Source organism: Streptomyces sp. NBC_00239, from assembly GCF_036194065.1.
In the GTDB taxonomy this organism is placed as follows: domain Bacteria; phylum Actinomycetota; class Actinomycetes; order Streptomycetales; family Streptomycetaceae; genus Streptomyces.
In genome coordinates, this window is sequence record NZ_CP108095.1 from 2167332 (window position 1) to 2186311 (window position 18980).

An 18980-nucleotide genomic window follows, 5' to 3' on the forward strand; every position below is an offset into this window, starting at 1 on the left:
GTCTTTACCGTATCGGCATGGCAGCCACCACCCACACAGTGAGCAATCAGGCCCCGCCGCTGGCGGGTCACGACGTTTACGGCTCCGACCACGCCCTCGTGGAGGGTGTCGCGCGGCACCTCTCCGGCGCGTCGGCCGAACTCCGCGCGCAGGCGGGCCTGGAGCTCGGCGAGCTCGGCCGGGCCGCCGGGTCCGCGCAGGCGCAGGAGTGGGGGGCGCTCGCCAACGAGAATCCGCCGAAACTGCGCACGCACGACCGGTACGGGAACCGGATCGACGAGGTGGAGTTCCATCCGGCCTGGCACCGGCTGCTCGGGCGGGCGGTGTCCGCGGGGCTCACCGACGCCTGGGGGCGCGAGTACGGGCACGTCCGGCGGGCCGCCGGCTTCTTCGTCTGGTCGCAGGCCGAGGCGGGGCACGGTTGCCCGGTGTCGATGACGCACGCGGCCGTGCCGGCCCTGCGCGCCGACCCGGAGCTGGCCGCGGAGTGGGAGCCGCGGCTGACCTCGCACACGTACGAGCCGGGCCTGGCCCCGGCCGCGGGGAAGGCCGGCGTGCTGTTCGGGATGGGGATGACGGAGAAGCAGGGCGGCAGCGACGTCCGGTCCAACACGACGGCGGCGGCGCCGTTGGACGCCGACGGCGAGTACCTGCTGACGGGGCACAAGTGGTTCTGCTCGGCGCCGATGTCCGACGGCTTCCTGGTCCTGGCCCGGGCACCCGGGGGCGGTTCGGGCAGCGGTACGGACGGTGGCCCGGGCGGCGGCGGGCTGACGTGCTTCCTGGTGCCGCGGGTGCTGCCGGACGGCACCCGCAACGTCTTCGCGATCCAGCGCCTCAAGGACAAGCTGGGCAACCGGTCGAACGCGTCGGCGGAGGTCGAGTTCGACGGCACCTGGGCGCGCCGGGTCGGCGAGGAGGGCCGCGGGGTGCGGACCATCATCGAGATGGTGGCCGCGACCCGGCTGGACTGCGTGGCGGGGTCGGCGGCGCTGATGCGGCAGGCGCTGACGCAGGCCGTGCACCACGCCTCGTACCGCAGCGCGTTCGGCGGCAAACTGATCGACAAGCCGCTGATGCGCAACGTACTGGCCGACCTGGCGCTGGAGTCGGAGGCGGCGACGACGCTGATGCTGCGGCTGGCGGCGGCCTACGATGCCGGTACGGAGCAGGAGCGGGCGTTCCTGCGGCTCGCGGTGCCGGTGGCGAAGTACTGGGTGACCAAGCGGTGCACCCCGATGGTGGCGGAGGCGCTGGAGTGCCTGGGCGGCAACGGCTACGTGGAGGAGTCCGGGCTGCCCCGGCTGCTGCGCGAGTCCCCGCTGAACTCCATCTGGGAGGGGTCGGGCAACGTCCAGGCCCTCGACGCGCTGCGGGCCCTGCAGCGCGAGCCGATGGCCTTCAACGCGTTCCTGCAGGAGGTGGGGCGGGCGCGGGGCGCCGACCACCGGCTGGACGGGGCGGTCAAGGACCTGCTGACGGACCTCGCGGACCTGGAGGGCATCGAGGCGCGGGCCCGGCGGGTGGTGGAGCGGATGGCGCTGGTGCTCCAGGGCTCGCTGCTGGTGCGGTGGGCCCCGCCGGCGGTCGCGGACGCGTTCTGCGCCTCCCGGCTCGGCGGTGACGGGGGTGCGGCTTTCGGTACGCTGCCGCACACGCTCGATCTGGCCGCCGTGGTGGAGCGGGCGCGGATCTCGGGCTGACGACGGCCCCAACCGCCGCACCCGGATCCGGGCCCTGAGCCGACGGTGGTGGCGCCGCGCCGACTCGGCACCACCACCGCCGCGAAGCCCCGAGGAGGAGCCGCAACGCCGTCGAACGGCGTTGCGCACAGTTTCGGTCGCGCGACCGGGACTTGGCGAGAGTTGCATACCGTTGCACCTCCGGGGGCGCAGCCGCCCCGCCGCGGGTGCCCGGGAAGCGGCACCCGCCGGTGGGAGGGGTTCCACCGCACCGCACGTCCGGTTCGTTCGGGGAGGTTCCGGTGACCAGCACGACACTGGGTTTGTCACGGCTTTCGGCCATGGACGCCCGGCAGGCGGCCCGTCTGCTCAAGGGGGTCCGGGAGGCGGCCCTGGCGGGCCGGCGGCCACCGGCCGCGCCGCGCCCCGAGATCGCCGAGTCCTGGCAGCGGATGCTGGCGGGCGGTGTGCACCCGGACCGGGACACCCGGGCGCGGACCCTGTCGGCGGCGGAGACCGAGCAGCGCCGGCAGGACTCGCCGCTGCGCGGGCTGCTGCCGCTGCTGCGCCAGGGGCTGCTGCCCACCCTGGACGAGTCCCTGCACATCATGGTCGTCGCGGACGCCGAGGGGCGGCTGCTGTGGCGGGAGGGGCACGCCTCGATCCTGCGGAAGGCGGACCGGCTGGGCTTCGAGGTGGGCGCGGACTGGGGCGAGGGGGTGGTGGGCACCAACGGGGTGGGCACGGCGCTGGTGACCCGGCGGCCGGTGCAGGTGTTCTCGGCGGAGCACTTCGTCAGCAGCCATCACGACTGGACGTGCACGGGTGCTCCGGTGCACGACCCGCGGGACGGCCGGCTGATCGGGGTGATCGACGTGAGCGGGCCGCTGGCCACCATGCATCCGGCGACGCTGTCGTGGGTGTCGTCGGTGGCCCGGCTCGCGGAGAGCGAGCTGCGGCTGCGGCACCTGGCCTCCCTGGAGGGGCTGCGGACGGTGGCGGCGCCGCTGCTGGCCCGGCTGTCCGGGCGGGCGCTGGCCGTGGACCCGCAGGGCTGGACGGCGGCGGTGACCGGGATGGCCCCGGTGGAGCGGGTGGCGCTGCCCCGCGGGTTCGGGGCCGGGCCGGTGTGGCTGCCGAGCCTGGGGCACTGCGTGGCGGAGCCGCTGCCGGGCGGCTGGCTGATACGGGTCGACGCGGCGCGCACCGGGTCCGGGGTGAGCCGGGTGGTGCTGGACCTCGGCGAGCCGCGCGGCTGGTCGGCGACCGTGTACGGGGCGGCCGGCAGCTGGACGCAGGAGCTCAGCCCGCGCCACGCCGAGCTGCTGTTCCTGCTGGCGGAGCACCCGGGCGGGCGGAGCGCGGCGGAGCTGGCCGAGGAGGTGTTCGGGGACCCGAGCCGGACGGTGACCGTGCGGGCCGAGATCTCGCGGGTGCGCCGGCACCTGGCGGGGGTGCTGGCGCACCGCCCGTACCGGTTCGCGGACGGGGTGGAGGTGGAGGTGCGGCGGCCGCGGGACCCGCACACGCTGCTCGGGCACTCGCACGCGCCGACGGTCGTACGGGCCCGGTTGGGGCGCGGCGGGCAGGCATGATTCCCTGACCTGTATGGACACCGATCTCACCACCTGGTCGCTGGAGCAGACCTCGCCGGCGGACCTGCGGCCCGCCGCCGTGCCGGACGGCGACATCCGCATCGAGCGGGCCGCGGTCCCCTCGCCGGAATTCAGCCGCTTCCTGTACGCGTCGGTGGGCGGTGACATCCACTGGACGGACCGGCTGGGGCTGACGTACGCCCAGTGGCGGGAGGTGCTGGAGCGGCCGGGCGTGGAGACGTGGGTGGCGTACGACCGGGGCACCCCGGCGGGGTACGTGGAGCTGGACCCGCAGCCCGAGGGTGCGGTCGAGATCGTGTACTTCGGCCTGCTGCCCGCCTTCCGGGGCCGGCGGATCGGCGGGCACCTGCTGTCGGTCGGCGTGGAGCGGGCCTGGGACCTGGCCGAGCGCTGGCCCGACCGCGAGCCGACGAAGCGGGTGTGGCTGCACACGTGCAGCTGGGACGGGCCCACGGCGATGGACAACTACCTGCGGCGCGGCTTCCGGATCTTCAAGACGGAGACGGAGCCGAAGGCGCAGCCCGCGACCCCGGGGCCCTGGCCGGGCGCCTGATCCGCCCCGCGGGCCGGCCGCCCCGGGGCGTTCGTACGCCCCCGGGGCCCCGCCGCGGCAGGTGACCCAGACCACACCATCCCAAGGAGCGAGACGCTTTCGTCCGGATAATGGACACTAGTGGACTCCTCCAAGAAGCTCATGCCACGCTTCGGCCATGACTGGAGCTGGAATTGCCTTGGTGAGTCGGCGGCACGTCGACCTCGGCCGCATGGCCAGCGCCATCTGTCCGGCGCGCTGACGGAACCAGCACCCGCCGCACCTTCGCCGTCCCCGCCGTCGCGGACGCGTCGATCCCCTGAGTCCACGAGCCGCCCCGCACACCGCCGGGGGGCCTCGCTTTGCCGCACCTGCCGCACATGTCCGCAGGTCACCGCAGTACAGGGGTCATGCCGCCGCTTCCTGCCCCTTGCCTTGAGCCGCCACCGAAGGACGTATTGCCATGGCCGCCACCCCCGAGAAGCCCGCCGCCGCAGCGCGCCGCAAGACCACGCGTCACCGCGGCGAAGGCCAGTGGGCCGTAGGCCACTTCACGCCCCTCAACGGAAACGAGCAGTTCAAGAAGGACGATGACGGTCTCAATGTGCGGACACGCATTGAGACGATCTACTCCAAGGCCGGTTTCGACTCCATCGACCCCAACGACCTGCGCGGACGCATGCGCTGGTGGGGCCTGTACACGCAGCGCAAGCCCGGGATCGACGGCGGCAAGACCGCGATCCTGGAGCCGGAGGAGCTGGACGACGAGTTCTTCATGCTCCGCGTCCGCATCGACGGCGGCCGGCTGACCACCGAGCAGCTGCGCGTGATCGGCGAGATCTCCGAGGAGTTCGCCCGCGGCACCGCCGACATCACGGACCGCCAGAACGTGCAGTACCACTGGATCCGCATCGAGGACGTCCCGGAGATCTGGAACCGCCTGGAGGCGGTCGGCCTGTCGACCACCGAGGCCTGCGGCGACACCCCGCGCGTGATCCTCGGCTCCCCGGTCGCCGGCATCGCCGAGGACGAGATCATCGACGGCACCCCCGCCATCGACGAGATCTACCGCCGGATCGTCGGCAACAAGGACTTCTCCAACCTGCCCCGCAAGTTCAAGTCCGCCGTCTCCGGCTCGCCGCTGCTCGACGTGGCGCACGAGATCAACGACATGGCCTTCGTGGGCGTCAACCACCCCGAGCACGGCCCCGGCTTCGACATCTGGGTCGGCGGCGGCCTCTCCACCAACCCCAAGCTGGGCGTGCGGCTCGGCGCCTGGGTGCCGCTGGAGGAGGTCCCGGACCTCTACACGGGCGTCATCTCGATCTTCCGCGACTACGGCTACCGGCGGCTGCGCACCCGCGCCCGCCTGAAGTTCCTCGTCGCCGACTGGGGCCCGGAGAAGTTCCGCCAGGTCCTGGAGGACGAGTACCTGCACCGCAAGCTGATCGACGGCCCCGCGCCCGAGCAGCCCGTACAGCAGTGGCGCGACCACGTCGGCGTGCACCGGCAGAAGGACGGCCGCTTCTACGTGGGCTTCGCCCCGCGCGTCGGCCGCGTCGACGGCGCCACCCTCACCAAGATCGCGGAGATCGCCGAGCAGCACGGCTCGGGCCGGGTGCGCACCACCGCCGAGCAGAAGATGATCGTGCTCGACATCGAGGAGCCGCAGGTCGAGTCGCTGGTCGCGGCCCTGGAGTCGCTGGACCTGCGGGTCACCCCGTCGCCGTTCCGGCGCGGCACGATGGCCTGCACCGGCATCGAGTTCTGCAAGCTCGCGATCGTCGACACCAAGCAGCGCGGCCAGACCCTCATCGAGGAGCTGGAGCGCCGGCTGCCGGAGTTCGACGAGCCGCTCACCATCAACATCAACGGCTGCCCGAACGCCTGCGCCCGCATCCAGGTCGCGGACATCGGCCTCAAGGGCCAGCTCGTCCTCGACGACGACGGCAACCAGGTCGAGGGCTTCCAGGTGCACCTGGGCGGCGCGCTGGGCCTGGAGGCCGGCTTCGGCCGCAAGGTCCGCGGCCTGAAGGTCACCTCGGCGGGCCTGCCCGACTACGTCGAGCGGGTCGTGCGCCGCTTCGAGGCGGAGCGCACGGACGGCGAGCGGTTCGCCGCCTGGGTCGGCCGCGCCAGTGACGAGGCGCTGTCGTGAGCGAGCGCGCCGCACCCTTCTACTGCCCGTACTGCGGCGACGAGGACCTGTTCCCCGGCGAGCAGGGCCACGGCGCCTGGGAATGCAGGGCCTGCAATCGAGCCTTCCAGCTGAAGTACCTCGGGCTGCTGTCCCGTGGTTTTCAGTCCAACAGTGCTGGAGGGGAAGAGATATGACGACCGTTCAGGAAACCGCCGCAGCCACGGCCGGCGACCTGAGGGCGCTGGCCGAGCAGGCGGGCCGCGACCTGGAGGACGCCTCGCCGCTGGAGATCCTGCGCTGGGCCGCGGACACCTTCGGCGCGCAGTTCTGCGTGACCTCCTCCATGGAGGACGCGGTCGTCGCGCACCTCGCCTCGCGGGTCCGCCCCGGTGTGGACGTGGTCTTCCTCGACACGGGCTACCACTTCGAGGAGACCATCGGCACCCGTGACGCGGTCGAGGCCGTGATGGACGTCAGGCTCATCACTCTCACCCCGCGCCAGAGCGTCGCCGAGCAGGACGCCGAGTACGGCCCGAAGCTGCACGACCGCGACCCCGACCTGTGCTGCGCCCTGCGCAAGGTCAAGCCCCTCGAAGAGGGCCTGACCGGTTACCGGGCCTGGGCCACGGGCCTGCGCCGCGACGAGTCCCCGACCCGGGCCAACACCCCGGTGGTCGGCTGGGACGAGAAGCGGCAGAAGGTCAAGATCTCGCCGATCGCCCGCTGGACCCAGGACGACGTGGAGGCGTACGTCGCCGAGCACGGGGTCCTGACCAACCCGCTGCTGACGGACGGCTACGCCTCGGTCGGCTGCGCCCCCTGCACCCGCCGGGTGGCGGAGGGCGAGGACGCCCGCGCCGGCCGCTGGGCGGGCCGGTCGAAGACTGAATGCGGGCTGCACGGCTGATGACCGAACGTACCGAAGCTACGGAGAAGCAGATGAGCGTGACCGGCCAGGGAGCCACGGTGTGGCTGACCGGTCTGCCGAGCGCGGGCAAGACCACGATCGCGTACGCGCTGGCCGAGCGGCTGCGCGCGGAGGGCCACCGGGTGGAGGTCCTCGACGGCGACGAGATCCGCGAGTTCCTGTCGGCCGGGCTGGGCTTCACCCGCGAGGACCGCCACACCAACGTGCAGCGGATCGGCTTCGTCGCCGAACTCCTCGCGAGCAACGGCGTCAAGGCGCTGGTGCCGGTGATCGCGCCGTTCGCGGACAGCCGGGAGGCCGTCTCCGGGCGGCACGCCAAGGCGGGTACGACGTACCTGGAAGTGCACGTGGCCACCCCGGTCGAGGTGTGCTCCGAGCGTGACGTGAAGGGCCTGTACGCCAAGCAGGCGGCGGGCGAGATCTCCGGTCTGACCGGGGTCGACGACCCGTACGAGGCCCCGGTGGACCCGGACCTCCGCATCGAGTCGCACACGCAGTCCGTGCAGGAGTCGGCATCGGCCCTGTACGCGCTGCTCACCGAGAGGGGTCTGGCATGACGACGACCGTCGCACACGTCCACGGCGGGACGGACGCGCCTTACGCGCTGTCGCACCTGGACTCCCTCGAATCGGAGGCCGTGCACATCTTCCGCGAGGTGGCGGGCGAGTTCGAGAAGCCGGTGATCCTCTTCTCCGGCGGCAAGGACTCCATCGTCATGCTGCACCTGGCGCTGAAGGCGTTCGCGCCGGCGCCGGTGCCGTTCACGCTGCTGCACGTGGACACCGGGCACAACTTCCCCGAGGTCCTGGAGTACCGCGACCGCACGGTCGCCCGGCACGGCCTGCGGCTGCACGTGGCCTCCGTCCAGGAGTACATCGACGCCGGCAAGCTGCGCGAGCGCCCGGACGGCACCCGCAACCCGCTGCAGACCGTCCCGCTCACCGAGGCGATCCAGCGGCTCAAGTTCGACGCCGTGTTCGGCGGCGGCCGCCGCGACGAGGAGAAGGCCCGCGCGAAGGAGCGGGTGTTCTCGCTGCGCGACGAGTTCTCCCAGTGGGACCCGCGCCGCCAGCGCCCCGAGCTGTGGCAGCTGTACAACGGCCGCCACGCGCCCGGCGAGCACGTGCGCGTCTTCCCGCTCTCCAACTGGACCGAGCTGGACGTGTGGCAGTACATCGCCCGCGAGGGCATCGAGCTGCCGCAGATCTACTTCGCCCACGAGCGCGAGGTGTTCCTGCGCAACGGCATGTGGCTGACGGCCGGCGAGTGGGGCGGCCCGAAGGAGGACGAGACGCCCGAGACGCGGCTCATCCGCTACCGCACCGTCGGTGACATGTCCTGCACCGGTGCCGTCGACTCCGACGCCACCACCCTGGACGCCGTGATCACCGAGATCGCCGCCTCCCGGCTCACCGAGCGGGGCGCCACCCGCGCCGACGACAAGATGTCCGAGGCCGCGATGGAAGACCGCAAGCGCGAAGGGTACTTCTAGCCATGACCACCACCACCGAGCAGCTCAGCGCCACGACGCTGCTGCGCTTCGCGACCGCGGGTTCCGTCGACGACGGCAAGTCCACCCTGGTGGGCCGGCTGCTGCACGACTCGAAGTCGGTCCTGACCGACCAGCTGGAGGCCGTGGAGCACGCCAGCCGCAACCGCGGCCAGGAGACCCCCGACCTCGCGCTGCTGACCGACGGCCTGCGGGCCGAGCGCGAGCAGGGCATCACCATCGACGTCGCGTACCGCTACTTCGCCACCGCGCGCCGCCGGTTCATCCTCGCGGACACCCCGGGGCACGTGCAGTACACCCGGAACATGGTCACCGGCGCCTCCACCGCCGAGCTGGCCGTGGTCCTGGTCGACGCCCGCAACGGCGTGGTCGAGCAGACCCGCCGGCACGCGGCCGTGGCCGCGCTGCTGCGCGTCCCGCACGTGGTCCTCGCCGTGAACAAGATGGACCTGGTCGGCTACGAGGAGACGGTCTTCGCGAAGATCGCCGAGGAGTTCACCGCGTACGCCTCCGGCCTGGGCGTCCCGGAGATCACCGCGATCCCGATCTCCGCCCTGGCCGGCGACAACGTCGTGGACCCGTCCTCGAACATGGACTGGTACGGGGGCCCCACGGTGCTGGAGCACCTGGAGACCGTCCCGGTCAGCCACGACCTCACCGCCTGCCCGGCGCGCTTCCCGGTGCAGTACGTGATCCGTCCCCAGACCGCAGAGCACCCCGACTACCGCGGCTACGCGGGCCAGATCGCCTCGGGCGTGCTGCGCGTCGGCGAGGCCGTGACCGTGCTGCCCTCGGGCCGCACCTCGGTCATCGAGGGGATCGACTCGCTCGGCGAGAGCGTGGACATCGCCTGGGCCCCCCAGTCGGTGACCCTGCGGCTCGCGGACGACATCGACATCTCGCGCGGCGACCTGATCGCGCCGTCCGCGAGCGCCCCGGCCACCACGCAGGACGTCGAGGCGACGGTCTGCCACGTGGCCGACCAACCGCTGGCCGTCGGCGCCCGGGTGCTGATCAAGCACACGACGCGCACGGTCAAGGCGATCGTCAAGGAGATCCCCTCGCGGCTGACCCTGGACGACCTGTCCCAGCACCCGAACCCCGGGCAGCTGGTGGCCAACGACATCGGCCGCGTCGTCGTGCGCACCGCCGAGCCGCTCGCGCTCGACGCGTACGCCGACTCGCGCCGCACCGGGTCCTTCCTGCTGATCGACCCGGCCGACGGCACCACGCTCGCGGCGGGCATGGCCGGAGAGGCCTTCGCCGGCCACACCGAGCCGGCCGCCCCGGACGCCTCCGGCGCCTCCGACGACGACGGCTGGGACTTCTGACATGCCGTCCGACGTCTACTCGACCTTCGCCAAGGAGGGCGGCCGCGTGGGCTGGGGGTACCCCCGGACGAAGTCTGGGGGAGGCTTCCTCGGCAGTGGCCGGGGAGGGGTGGCGCGATGTGTGCGATGACGTACGCGCACCGCATGCGCGCCCTCACCCCCCACCTGCTCCACCCGCACCGACGAAGACGGACCGACGCCCCGGCCGCGCATCCGGACATCCGGAGGACGTAGACCCGGGCCACCGAGAGGACAGCCTCCCGTGCCTGCCACCCGTACCACCCTGCGCCGCGGTATCGCCGCCGCGGCCGCCCTGCCGCTGCTGATCGGCGCCCTCGCCTCCTGCGGCTACGGCTCGGACGCGAAGAAGGACGACGACAAGACCAACGTCGCGGCCACCGGCGGCAAGAAGCTCTCCGCCGACTCGGTGCGGATCGGCTACTTCCCGAACCTCACCCACGCCACCGCACTGGTCGGCATCAAGGAAGGCCTGATCCAGAAGGAACTCGGCGCCACCACCATCAAGGCCCAGACCTTCAACGCCGGCCCCTCCGAGATCGAGGCACTCAACGGCGGCTCCCTGGACATCGGGTTCATCGGCCCCTCGCCCTCCATCAACGCCTACGTCAAGTCCAAGGGCAGCAACCTGCGGATCGTCTCCGGCGCCGCCTCCGGCGGCGTCAAGCTCGTCGTGAACCCGGACAAGATCAAAACCCTCGACGACCTCAAGGGCAAGAAGATCGCCACCCCCCAGAAGGGGAACACCCAGGACGTCGCGTTCCTCAACTGGATCGGCGAGAAGGGCTGGAAGGTCGACCCCGAAAGCGGCAAGGGCGACGTCTCCGTCGTCCGCACCGACAACAAGGTCACCCCCGACGCCTACAAGTCCGGCTCCATCGACGGCGCCTGGGTCCCCGAACCCACCGCCTCCAAGCTCGTCGCCGAAGGCGCCAAGGTCCTCCTCGACGAAACCAGCCTGTGGCCCGACAAGAAGTTCGTCATCACGAACGTCATCGTGTCCCAGACCTTCCTCAAGGACCACCCCGACGTCGTCGAAGCCGTCCTGACCGGCACCGTGAAGACCAACGCCTGGATCACCACCAACCCCGACCAGGCCAAGGCCGCCGCCAACGCCGCCCTCAAGGAACTCAGCGGCAAGGCACTCAAGCCCGAGGTCATCGACCCCGCCTGGAAGAGCATCCAGGTCACCGACGACCCCCTCGCCGCCACCCTCAAGACCCAGTCCGCATGGGCCGTCAAGGCCGGACTCATCAAGGAACCCGAACTCGCCGGGATCTACGACCTCACCCTCCTCAACAAGGTCCTCAAGGCCGCCGGCAAGCCCGCCGTCACCGACGCCGGCCTCGGCGCCAAGTAACCCCGCATCCGTGATCCGCAATTCCCAGGAGGTGACGACCATGGCCACCACGCTTGCCAAGGCTGCCGAGGGCACCACCACGGTGTCGCACGCCGCCCGGATCGAGCACGTCTCGAAGTCCTTCGCCGGCCCGGCCGGAACGCAGCTCGTCCTGGACGACATCAGCCTCGATGTCGCCCCCGGCGAGTTCGTCACCATCCTGGGAGCCTCGGGGTGCGGGAAATCCACGCTGCTCAACCTGGTCGCAGGACTGGACCGGCCGTCCGCGGGGGCGATCGAGACCCCCGGCGGCCGGCCCGCCCTGATGTTCCAGGAGCACGCCCTCTTCCCGTGGCTCACGGCGGGCAAGAACATCGAGCTGGCGCTGCGGCTGCGCGGCGTGCCCAAGGCCGACCGCAAGACCGAGTCCGAGCGGCTGCTGGAGCTGGTCCGCCTCGGCGGCGCCCACGGCAAGCGGGTCCACGAGCTGTCCGGCGGCATGCGCCAGCGCGTGGCCCTGGCCCGGGCACTCGCCCAGGACAGCGAACTGCTGCTGATGGACGAGCCGTTCGCCGCGCTCGACGCGATCACCCGGGACGTGCTGCACGGCGAGCTCACCCGGATCTGGGACGAGACGAACCTCTCGGTCCTCTTCGTCACCCACAACGTGCGCGAGGCCGTACGCCTCGCCCAGCGCGTGGTCCTGCTCTCCTCGCGGCCCGGCCGGATCGCCAAGGAATGGACCGTGGACATCCCGCAGCCGCGCCGCATCGAGGACGCGGACGTCGCGGAGCTGTCCCTTGAGATCACTGAACACCTGCGTGGGGAGATCCGCCGCCATGGCCAGCACTGACACCACCCCGAAGCAGGACGACCTCGCGGGACTGGAGGCCGGACTCGACGCCCTCGACGCGGTCGAGGTCCGCCGGACGCCCGTGCGCGAGGTCCTCGTCAAGAAGGTCCTGCCGCCGCTGGTCGCCGTCGCCCTGGTGCTGGCCACCTGGCAGGTGCTCGTCTCCGCGAAGGTGACCGACGAGACCAAGCTGCCCGCGCCGTCCGCGGTGTGGGACGGCCTGGCCGACATGTGGCTTCAGGGCACCCTGCTGGAGGTCGTCTGGACCAGCGTGTCGCGCGGTCTGCTCGGCTTCCTTTTCGCCCTGGCCATCGGCACCCCGCTCGGACTGCTCGTCTCCCGCGTGAAGTTCGTGCGCGCCGCGATCGGCCCGATCCTGTCCGGTCTCCAGTCGCTGCCCTCGGTGGCCTGGGTGCCGCCCGCGGTGCTGTGGTTCGGCCTCAACGACGCGATGATGTACACGGTGATCCTGCTGGGCGCCGTCCCGTCCATCGCCAACGGCTTGGTCTCCGGTGTCGACCAGGTGCCCCCGCTTTTCCTGCGCGCGGGCCGCACCCTGGGTGCCACCGGCCTCAAGGGCACCTGGCACGTGGTCATGCCGGCCGCGCTGCCCGGCTACCTGGCGGGCCTCAAGCAGGGCTGGGCCTTCTCCTGGCGCTCGCTGATGGCCGCCGAGATCATCGCCTCCTCGCCGGACCTGGGCCTGGGCCTGGGCCAGCTGCTGGAGAACGGCCGCAACAACATCGACCTGCCCGGCGTGTTCCTGGCGATCCTGCTGATCCTGGTCGTCGGCATCGCCATCGACCTGCTGATCTTCAGCCCGGTCGAGCGCTGGGTGCTGCGCAGCCGCGGCCTGCTGGTGAGGTGAGCCGACCGTGCACCGCCGTACCGACCTGCGCCCCGAACCGGGCCCCGTCCCGCGTCCCGTGCTGCTCGTCATCGCCCACGGCAGCCGCGACCCGCGGCACGCGGCGACCGTACACGCCCTGACCCGGCGGGTACGGGCGCTGCGGCCGGGGCTGGCGGTGGAGACCGCGTTCCTCGACTTCAACGCCCCCGCCGTCGGGCAGGTGCTCGCGCGCCTGTACGCCGACGGGGTGCGGGAGGTCGTCGCGCTGCCGCTTCTGCTGACCCGCGCCTTCCACGCGAAGGCCGACATCCCGGCGGTGCTGTCGGAGTCCGCCGCCCTGCTGCCGGGGCTGCGGATCCGCCGGGCCGAGGTGCTGGGCCCGTCCCCGCTCCTGGTCGCGGCCCTGGAGCGGCGGCTGACCGAGGCCGGCCTCGACCCGGCCGACCGCCCGACCACCGGCGTGGTGCTCGCGTCCGCCGGTTCCTCAGACCCGGAGGCGATCGCAGCGATCGCTGAAACCGCGCGGGAGTGGCGGCGCACCGGTTGGTGTGCCGTGCGGCCTGCGTTCGCCTCCGGAACATCCGCCTCGGGCTTTCCCCGCACCGAGGACGCGGTACGGGCGTTGCGCGCCGAGGGGGTCCGCCGCGTGGTGGTGGCCCCGTACGTGATCGCCCCCGGTCGGCTGCCGGACCGCATCGCGGACGGGGCGCGCGCCGCGGGCGCCGACCTCCTGGCGGAGGTGCTGGGCCCGGCCCCGGAGCTGGCCCTCCTCCTGCTGCGGCGCTACGACGAGTCACTCGCGGCGGCGGTGTCCCGGCCCGCCCTGACGGCCTGACGGACACGCGGCCCGACGGTCTCACGCCGTGGCGGGCCGGCGGACTCACGGGCGGTCCGCCGGGGAGTCGTCCGGATTCCGTCCGCCGCATCCCCTTGGATGGTCCGGTAGGCGTACCCACCCGGCCACCCTCTGGAGACTCGGCATGAGGAAGATCAAATCTCAGCTGTTCATCTCGCTCGACGGCGTCGTAGAAGCGCCCGACCAGTGGCACTTCCCCTACTTCAACGACGAGATGGGGGCGGCCGTCGACGCCACCCTCGGCAGGGCCGACACGCTTCTGCTCGGGCGCAGGACGTTCGACAGTTTCGCGGGTGCCTGGCCGGACCGGGAGGCGGCGGGCGGCGAGGACGCGCCCTTCGCCAAGGTCCTCGGTGACGCCCGCAAGATCGTCGCGACCCGCGGGCGTCCGGAGTTCACCTGGCGCAACTGCGAGCGGCTGGAGGGTGATCTGGCCAGCGCGGTCACCGCGCTGAAGAACGCGGCGGGGCCGGCCACGGACATCTGGACGAGCGGTTCGGTGTCGGTGGTGCGCCAACTCCTCGCCGCCGGGCTCCTGGACGAGCTGAACCTCCTGGTGCACCCGATCGCCGTCCGCGCGGGCATGCGCCTGTTCGAGGACGAGGCGACGCCGGTCCCGCTGGAACTGCGTTCCTGCGAGACGTTCCGGACCGGTGTGCTCAACCTCGTGTACGCCCCGGCCGCAGCGGGCGAGGGGACGTACGAGGACGCCAAGACCCACCTGCCCCAGCACTGACGGTACGGGCGGTTCGGGCGCCACGGGCGGCGGGGACGTACGGGGCACGGGCAGGCGGGACGTACGGGGCGGGCGCCGGGCCGGCTTGCCCGAAGGCCGGCCCGCCCGCGGGCAGACCCGTGCGCGAGCCGACTCCCGTTCGCCGGCCGGCTATCCGCGGGGCGCTTTCGCCGCGCGGGCGGCGGCCTCGTCGGCGAGGGCGGTCAGTTCGGCGATGTCCATCGAGCCGGGCTCCCAGCCCTCGCGGGCGAAGATGTTCGCCGCCTGCCGCAGCGTGTCGTTGACCGGGGTGGGGACGCCGTGCAGGCGGCCGAGCAGCGCGATCTCGCCGTTGAGGTAATCCGCCTCGACGGATCCGGTGCCGCGGCGCAGGCTCTGCCAGGAGGACCCGCCGCGCACCGGGCCGTCGCCCGGCGCCGGTTCGGTGATCTTCCCGTCGCGGGCCAGCGCCTGTTCCTCGGACGTGACGGCCGCCAGCCCCGCCGCGGCGAGGACGGTCCGGCCCTCGTCCGCCGCGCGGCGCAGCAGCGCCGACTTGGCGGGGTGCGGTTCGGGGCCGGTGGTGGCCTGGATGGCGTTGCCGAGGTTGCCGAGCAGCTTGGCGTGCTTCCATGCCATGACGTCTTCGACCACCGGCGCCTCGAACGGGGCCTTCTCCAGGTCGCGGGCGATCCGCCGGGCCAGGTCGTCCGTACCGGACGGGTAGCGGCCGAGGTGCAGCATGCCGGTGAGCGGCGCGCACAGGGCCGACACGATGCCCGGCTCCAGGAAGGTGGCGGGCAGCCACACGCACATGCCGTAGACCCGGTCGAAGCGGCGCAGGGCGAGGCGCTCGCTCTCCACGCCGTTCTGCGCGCACACCACCGGGAGGCGCTGGGCGGCGGTGCCGCCGCCCGCGACGGGTGCGGCCGCCCAGGCGTCCAGGGCCGCGACGGCGTGCTGGGTCTTGACGGTGAGCAGCAGTACGTCGTCCGGGCGCAGCTCCCCCAGGTCCTCGGGCTGTTCGGCCACGGGCAGCCGGTGGGTGCGGGTGCCGTCCGCGGTCGTCAGGCGCAGCCCGTCGGTGCGCAGGGCCTGCGCGTGCGGTCCGCGTGCGACGAGGACGACCTCGCTGCCGGTCTCGGCGAGGCGGCCGCCGACGGTGGCGCCGATCGCGCCCGCTCCGATGATGATGTAGCGCATGCCCCGACCTTGGCACACTCGGGCCGGCGCGGGTCCGCCGGGTGCGGCCGGGCACGGTGCCGTACCGGGCGCCGGTAGGGGCGCGGGACGAGGGAAGTGGCGGGCCGCGCCGGGTTGCCGGGGGATCGCCGTACCGCCGTCGCTCCGGGCCGGGCGGGCCGGTCGCTCAGGCGGCCGGGTCGGGGCGGGTGAGTTCGACGAGTTTGGCGACCGTGTTCCAGTTGCGGGTGGTGGTGTCGATGCCCTTGAGGAGGGCGGGGCGGGCCAGGGCCTCGGCGAGCTTGGAGCGGCCCAGGCCGTCGGGGGCGTAGAGGTAGAGGACCCGGTCGCCGAGGCGGTAGTCCTCGGGGGCGAACCGCGCCGGGTCCACACCGTCCAGCCGCCCGGCCGCGGGCTGCTCGGAGAGGAAGGTGGCGTGCAGCTGCTTCCCTTCGAGTTCGGCGGCCGGGTACGGGCAGTCCGCCGCGACGGCCGCCAAATAGTCTCCGTCGACGACGAGGCAGGCGACCGAGAAGCCGAAGTGTCCCTCGATGGCCTGCTCCAGGGCGCGGGCGAGCCCGGCCGGGTCCTGCTCGGGCGCGGCGAACACCGCGTTGCCGCTCTGCAGGTACGTCACCACGTCCTGGTGGCCGAGGCCTTCGAGCAGGGTGCGCAGCTCGGCCATGGGGACCTTCTTGTTGCCGCCCACGTTGATCCCGCGCAGCAGGGCCGCGTACCGCTTCACCGTCTTCTTCGCCATGGCGTCACCCTATGCGCCGGTCACGGGAGTTCGGCCTCGATCAGGTCGGCGGCCTGCCGGGTGCCGCCCTCCTTGGCCATCTGCTCGCGGATCCGCTCGGCGCGCACCGGCACCTCCGGGTCGGCGAGCAGGCCGAGCACGGCCGCGCGCAGGGTGGCGGCGTCGGCGTCCGCCTTGTCGACGCGGCGGGCGATGCCGAGGGAGACCAGCATGTCGGCGTTGCCGAACTGGTCGGTGGCCTGCGGGACCGCGACCATCGGGGTGCCGGTGGCCATGCCCTCCTGACTGCCGCCGGCGCCCGCGTGGGTGATGAAGGCGTCCGCCTTGCGGAGAACGGCCAGCTGCGGCACCCAGGGGTGGACCTCCACATTGGCCGGGACCGGGCCGAGCTCGGCCGGGTCCACGTGACTGCCGATCTGGAGCACCACGTGCCAGCCGGGCAGGTCGCCGAAGGCCTCGATGCAGGCGCGGTAGAAGACGGGTTCGCGTGTGAATGCGGAGCCGAGGGAGACCAGGAGCACCTTCTCGGCGCCCTCGGGCCGCTGCCAGTCGCCCTGTTCGGCCCGGTCGCCCTGGCAGGCGCCGACGAAGGTGTGGACGGAGCGGTCCACCCGGTCGGCGTGCGGCTGGAGGGCCTCCGGGATGAGCACGATGCTGCGGCGCGGGCGGCCGACGAAGGGGTCCGGGGCGGTGGTGATGCCGTGCGCGGTGAGCCAGGACCGGAACCGGGCGTCGTACGCCTGCCCGCGCTCGGAGGCCCTGAGTTCGGCGAACATCGGCTCGGCCACCTCCTCCTCGTAGCCCTCCCAGGCCACCAGGTTCGGGGAGAGCGAGACGGCGGGGACGCCCCAGAGGTGGGCGAGTACGCGGGCGGGATACGAGGTGATGTCGTGCAGGACGAGGTCGGGCTCGTCCCCGGCGAACGCCTCGGCGAGCTGGGGCAGGACCCGTTCGGCGTCCCGCAGGAAGGGTTCGAGCTGGTCGATGAGCTCGCTCCCCCAGTCCTCGGGGCGGGTGGGGAGTCCCGAGGTGTAGATCACGGGCTCGGCCCCGGTCTGCGCGATCTTCTCGGCGAAGGACTCCGGGATGGCGTAGCTGACGCGGTGCCCTCGGGCGACGAGCTCGCGGATCACTTCGATGCTCGGGTTCACGTGCCCGTGCGCGGCGATGGAGAACATGGCGATGTGTGCGGGCTTGGCTGAGGTCATGGGTTCAACGTAACGAGACGTCTCGTCTCGTGCAACCTTTGGCCCGCCCGGATGCGAGACTTGGCGCATTCACGACGATCAAGGTCGTGGCCGTGAGGCATGAGGGCGTGGCTGCGCCCGTGGCCGTGAGGCATGAGGGCGTGGCCGTGGTCGTGAGGCATGAGGGCGAAGGGCGGACGGGCATGGACGAGGCACGGGCCCGGGAGGTCCTGACGCGGGCCGGGTTGGACTCAGCCGGCGCGGAGCTGCTCGCGCTGGGCGAGAACGCGGTGTTCGGCGCCGGCGGCCTCGTCGTCAAGGTGGGCCGGGACCCGGAGCTGCTGGCGCGCGCCGAACGGGAACTGGCCGTCGGGCGCTGGCTGGCCGGGGCCGGTGTCCCGGCGGTCCGCCCGGCCGAGGCCGAGGCCCTGCTGGTCGACGGCCACCCGGTGACGCTGTGGCACCGGCTGCCCGCCGCGGTGCGCCCGGCCGGGCCGCGGGACCTGGCGGAGCTGCTCCGGCAGGTGCACGCCCTCGGCGCGCCGGACTTCCCACTGCCGCCGCGCGAACTCCTCGGCGGGGTCGAGCGGTGGCTGCGGCTGGCGGGCGGGGCGATCGAGGAGGCGGACGCGGAATTCCTGCGGGCGCGCCGGGACGCGTTCGCGGCCGAGGCCGCCGCGCTCGTCCCTTACCTGCCGCCCGGTCCGGTGCACGGTGACGCGCTGCCGCGCAATGTCCATGTCGGGCCGGAGGGTCCGGTCCTGGTCGACCTGGAGACCTTCGCGTCGGACCTGCGCGAGCACGACCTGGTGGTGATGGCCCTGTCCCGCGACCGGTACGGCCTGCCCGCCGAGTCCTACCGCGACTTCGTGCGCGCCTACGGGTGGGACGTCCGCGAGTGGGACGGGTGCGCGGTGTTGCGCGGGGCACGGGAGACGGCCAGCTGCGCGTGGGTCGCCCAGCACACCCCCGCCAACCCCGCGGCCCTGGCCGAATTCCGCCGCCGCGTGACGTCCCTACGCACCGCCGACCCCCAAACCCCCTGGCACCCCTTCTAACCGCCTCGCCCCAAGGGCCGACCCCCTCCCCACCGGCTGACCGTGGCGCGCCGCCAGCTGCGCCGACGCCCTGGTGGCCAACCCCAGCCCCTCCGGCGCTCGAGGCGCAGGCCCGGGCGGAGCCCGCCAACCCCGCGCACCCCTCAGCCCCTCCGGCGCTTGAGGAGCGGATCCGGGCGGAGCCCGCCAACCCCGCGCACCCCTCAGCCCCTCCGGCGCTTGAGGAGCGGATCCGGGCCGAGCCCGGCAACCCCGCAACCCCTTCAGCCCCTCCGGCGCTTGAGGAGGTCCGGGCGGAGCCCGGCGACCCCGCGCACCATTCAGCCCCTCCGGCGCTTGAGGAGGTCCGGGCCGAGCCCGGCGACCCCGCGCACCATTCAGCCCCTCCGGCGCTTGAGGAGCGGGTCCGGGCGGAGCCCGGTG

18 protein-coding genes and 1 pseudogene are annotated in these 18980 nt (G+C 72.9%); 16 read left to right on the forward strand and 3 right to left on the reverse strand.

Annotated elements, in window-relative coordinates; genetic code table 11:
- Window positions 1-17: 17 nt before the first annotated feature.
- The 15 genes from OG764_RS09590 (at window position 18) to OG764_RS09660 (ending at window position 14391) form a co-directional block, all read left to right on the forward strand.
- Window positions 18-1703, forward strand: a complete 1686-nt coding sequence (locus OG764_RS09590) for an acyl-CoA dehydrogenase family protein (protein WP_328967987.1) — start codon at window positions 18-20, stop codon at window positions 1701-1703.
- 281 nt (window positions 1704-1984) lie between these two features.
- The gene (locus OG764_RS09595; protein ID WP_328967988.1) at window positions 1985-3277 is read left to right on the forward strand and encodes a GAF domain-containing protein; all 1293 of its coding nucleotides are present in this window, start codon (window positions 1985-1987) and stop codon (window positions 3275-3277) included.
- 13 nt (window positions 3278-3290) lie between these two features.
- Window positions 3291-3851, forward strand: a complete 561-nt coding sequence (locus OG764_RS09600) for a GNAT family N-acetyltransferase (protein WP_328967989.1) — start codon at window positions 3291-3293, stop codon at window positions 3849-3851.
- A 157-nt stretch (window positions 3852-4008) separates the two neighbouring features.
- Window positions 4009-4092, forward strand: coding sequence for a putative leader peptide (locus OG764_RS09605; RefSeq protein ID WP_328972928.1), 84 nt, complete (start codon window positions 4009-4011; stop codon window positions 4090-4092).
- Window positions 4093-4293: 201 nt separating this feature from the next.
- On the forward strand, window positions 4294-5988 hold the full coding sequence (locus tag OG764_RS09610) for a nitrite/sulfite reductase (RefSeq protein WP_328967990.1): 1695 nt from the start codon (window positions 4294-4296) through the stop codon (window positions 5986-5988).
- Window positions 5985-6164: a hypothetical protein gene (locus OG764_RS09615; protein ID WP_328967991.1), complete on the forward strand. Its 180-nt coding sequence runs from the start codon at window positions 5985-5987 to the stop codon at window positions 6162-6164. The genes OG764_RS09610 and OG764_RS09615 overlap by 4 nt, the downstream gene beginning before the upstream one ends.
- Entirely contained in the window at window positions 6161-6877 is a 717-nt protein-coding gene (locus tag OG764_RS09620; RefSeq protein WP_328967992.1) for a phosphoadenylyl-sulfate reductase, read from the forward strand. Before OG764_RS09615 ends, OG764_RS09620 begins: the two co-directional genes overlap by 4 nt.
- Window positions 6877-7455 carry an adenylyl-sulfate kinase gene (gene cysC, locus OG764_RS09625; protein ID WP_328967993.1) on the forward strand — a complete coding sequence of 193 codons (579 nt, stop codon included), beginning with the start codon at window positions 6877-6879 and terminating at the stop codon, window positions 7453-7455. The genes OG764_RS09620 and cysC overlap by 1 nt, the downstream gene beginning before the upstream one ends.
- The gene (gene cysD, locus OG764_RS09630) at window positions 7452-8390 is read left to right on the forward strand and encodes a sulfate adenylyltransferase subunit CysD (RefSeq protein ID WP_328967994.1); all 939 of its coding nucleotides are present in this window, start codon (window positions 7452-7454) and stop codon (window positions 8388-8390) included. The genes cysC and cysD overlap by 4 nt, the downstream gene beginning before the upstream one ends.
- A gap of 2 nt (window positions 8391-8392) precedes the next feature.
- The gene (locus OG764_RS09635; RefSeq protein WP_328967995.1) at window positions 8393-9739 is read left to right on the forward strand and encodes a sulfate adenylyltransferase subunit 1; all 1347 of its coding nucleotides are present in this window, start codon (window positions 8393-8395) and stop codon (window positions 9737-9739) included.
- 262 nt (window positions 9740-10001) lie between these two features.
- Window positions 10002-11117, forward strand: coding sequence for an aliphatic sulfonate ABC transporter substrate-binding protein (locus tag OG764_RS09640; RefSeq protein WP_328967996.1), 1116 nt, complete (start codon window positions 10002-10004; stop codon window positions 11115-11117).
- Between the two features lie 40 nt (window positions 11118-11157).
- Complete coding sequence (locus tag OG764_RS09645) at window positions 11158-11949, forward strand: ABC transporter ATP-binding protein (RefSeq protein ID WP_328967997.1); 792 nt, start codon at window positions 11158-11160, stop codon at window positions 11947-11949.
- Window positions 11936-12817, forward strand: a complete 882-nt coding sequence (locus tag OG764_RS09650) for an ABC transporter permease (RefSeq protein WP_328967998.1) — start codon at window positions 11936-11938, stop codon at window positions 12815-12817. Before OG764_RS09645 ends, OG764_RS09650 begins: the two co-directional genes overlap by 14 nt.
- A 7-nt stretch (window positions 12818-12824) precedes the next feature.
- The gene (locus OG764_RS09655; RefSeq protein ID WP_328967999.1) at window positions 12825-13634 is read left to right on the forward strand and encodes a sirohydrochlorin chelatase; all 810 of its coding nucleotides are present in this window, start codon (window positions 12825-12827) and stop codon (window positions 13632-13634) included.
- Between the two features lie 145 nt (window positions 13635-13779).
- The gene (locus OG764_RS09660; protein WP_328968000.1) at window positions 13780-14391 is read left to right on the forward strand and encodes a dihydrofolate reductase family protein; all 612 of its coding nucleotides are present in this window, start codon (window positions 13780-13782) and stop codon (window positions 14389-14391) included.
- A gap of 150 nt (window positions 14392-14541) precedes the next feature.
- Here the strand turns inward: OG764_RS09660 and OG764_RS09665 are convergent, their stop codons facing one another.
- The 3 genes and pseudogenes from OG764_RS09665 to mgt form a co-directional block, all read right to left on the reverse strand.
- Window positions 14542-15573 (reverse strand): ketopantoate reductase family protein, encoded by a 1032-nt coding sequence (locus tag OG764_RS09665; protein WP_328968001.1) that lies wholly within the window; start codon window positions 15571-15573, stop codon window positions 14542-14544.
- A 166-nt stretch (window positions 15574-15739) separates the two neighbouring features.
- The gene (locus OG764_RS09670) at window positions 15740-16312 is read right to left on the reverse strand and encodes a DUF1697 domain-containing protein (RefSeq protein WP_328968002.1); all 573 of its coding nucleotides are present in this window, start codon (window positions 16310-16312) and stop codon (window positions 15740-15742) included.
- A gap of 20 nt (window positions 16313-16332) precedes the next feature.
- A pseudogene (mgt, locus tag OG764_RS09675) lies at window positions 16333-17621 on the reverse strand (macrolide-inactivating glycosyltransferase).
- An 81-nt stretch (window positions 17622-17702) separates the two neighbouring features.
- Here mgt and OG764_RS09680 point away from each other — a divergent pair.
- Window positions 17703-18557: a phosphotransferase enzyme family protein gene (locus tag OG764_RS09680; RefSeq protein WP_328968004.1), complete on the forward strand. Its 855-nt coding sequence runs from the start codon at window positions 17703-17705 to the stop codon at window positions 18555-18557.
- Window positions 18558-18980 lie beyond the last annotated feature (423 nt).

Bases quoted from the DNA above. Each gene is read 5' to 3' on its own strand.
- OG764_RS09590 (WP_328967987.1), top strand. From the start codon at position 18: ATGGCAGCCACCACCCACACAGTGAGCAATCAGGCCCCGCCGCTGGCG.
- OG764_RS09600 (WP_328967989.1), top strand. From the start codon at position 3,291: ATGGACACCGATCTCACCACCTGGTCGCTGGAGCAGACCTCGCCGGCG.
- OG764_RS09605 (WP_328972928.1), top strand. From the start codon at position 4,009: ATGACTGGAGCTGGAATTGCCTTGGTGAGTCGGCGGCACGTCGACCTC.
- OG764_RS09610 (WP_328967990.1), top strand. From the start codon at position 4,294: ATGGCCGCCACCCCCGAGAAGCCCGCCGCCGCAGCGCGCCGCAAGACC.
- OG764_RS09620 (WP_328967992.1), top strand. From the start codon at position 6,161: ATGACGACCGTTCAGGAAACCGCCGCAGCCACGGCCGGCGACCTGAGG.
- cysC (WP_328967993.1), top strand. From the start codon at position 6,877: ATGACCGAACGTACCGAAGCTACGGAGAAGCAGATGAGCGTGACCGGC.
- cysD (WP_328967994.1), top strand. From the start codon at position 7,452: ATGACGACGACCGTCGCACACGTCCACGGCGGGACGGACGCGCCTTAC.
- OG764_RS09635 (WP_328967995.1), top strand. From the start codon at position 8,393: ATGACCACCACCACCGAGCAGCTCAGCGCCACGACGCTGCTGCGCTTC.
- OG764_RS09645 (WP_328967997.1), top strand. From the start codon at position 11,158: ATGGCCACCACGCTTGCCAAGGCTGCCGAGGGCACCACCACGGTGTCG.
- OG764_RS09650 (WP_328967998.1), top strand. From the start codon at position 11,936: ATGGCCAGCACTGACACCACCCCGAAGCAGGACGACCTCGCGGGACTG.
- OG764_RS09660 (WP_328968000.1), top strand. From the start codon at position 13,780: ATGAGGAAGATCAAATCTCAGCTGTTCATCTCGCTCGACGGCGTCGTA.
- OG764_RS09665 (WP_328968001.1), bottom strand. From the start codon at position 15,573: ATGCGCTACATCATCATCGGAGCGGGCGCGATCGGCGCCACCGTCGGC.
- OG764_RS09670 (WP_328968002.1), bottom strand. From the start codon at position 16,312: ATGGCGAAGAAGACGGTGAAGCGGTACGCGGCCCTGCTGCGCGGGATC.
- OG764_RS09680 (WP_328968004.1), top strand. From the start codon at position 17,703: ATGGACGAGGCACGGGCCCGGGAGGTCCTGACGCGGGCCGGGTTGGAC.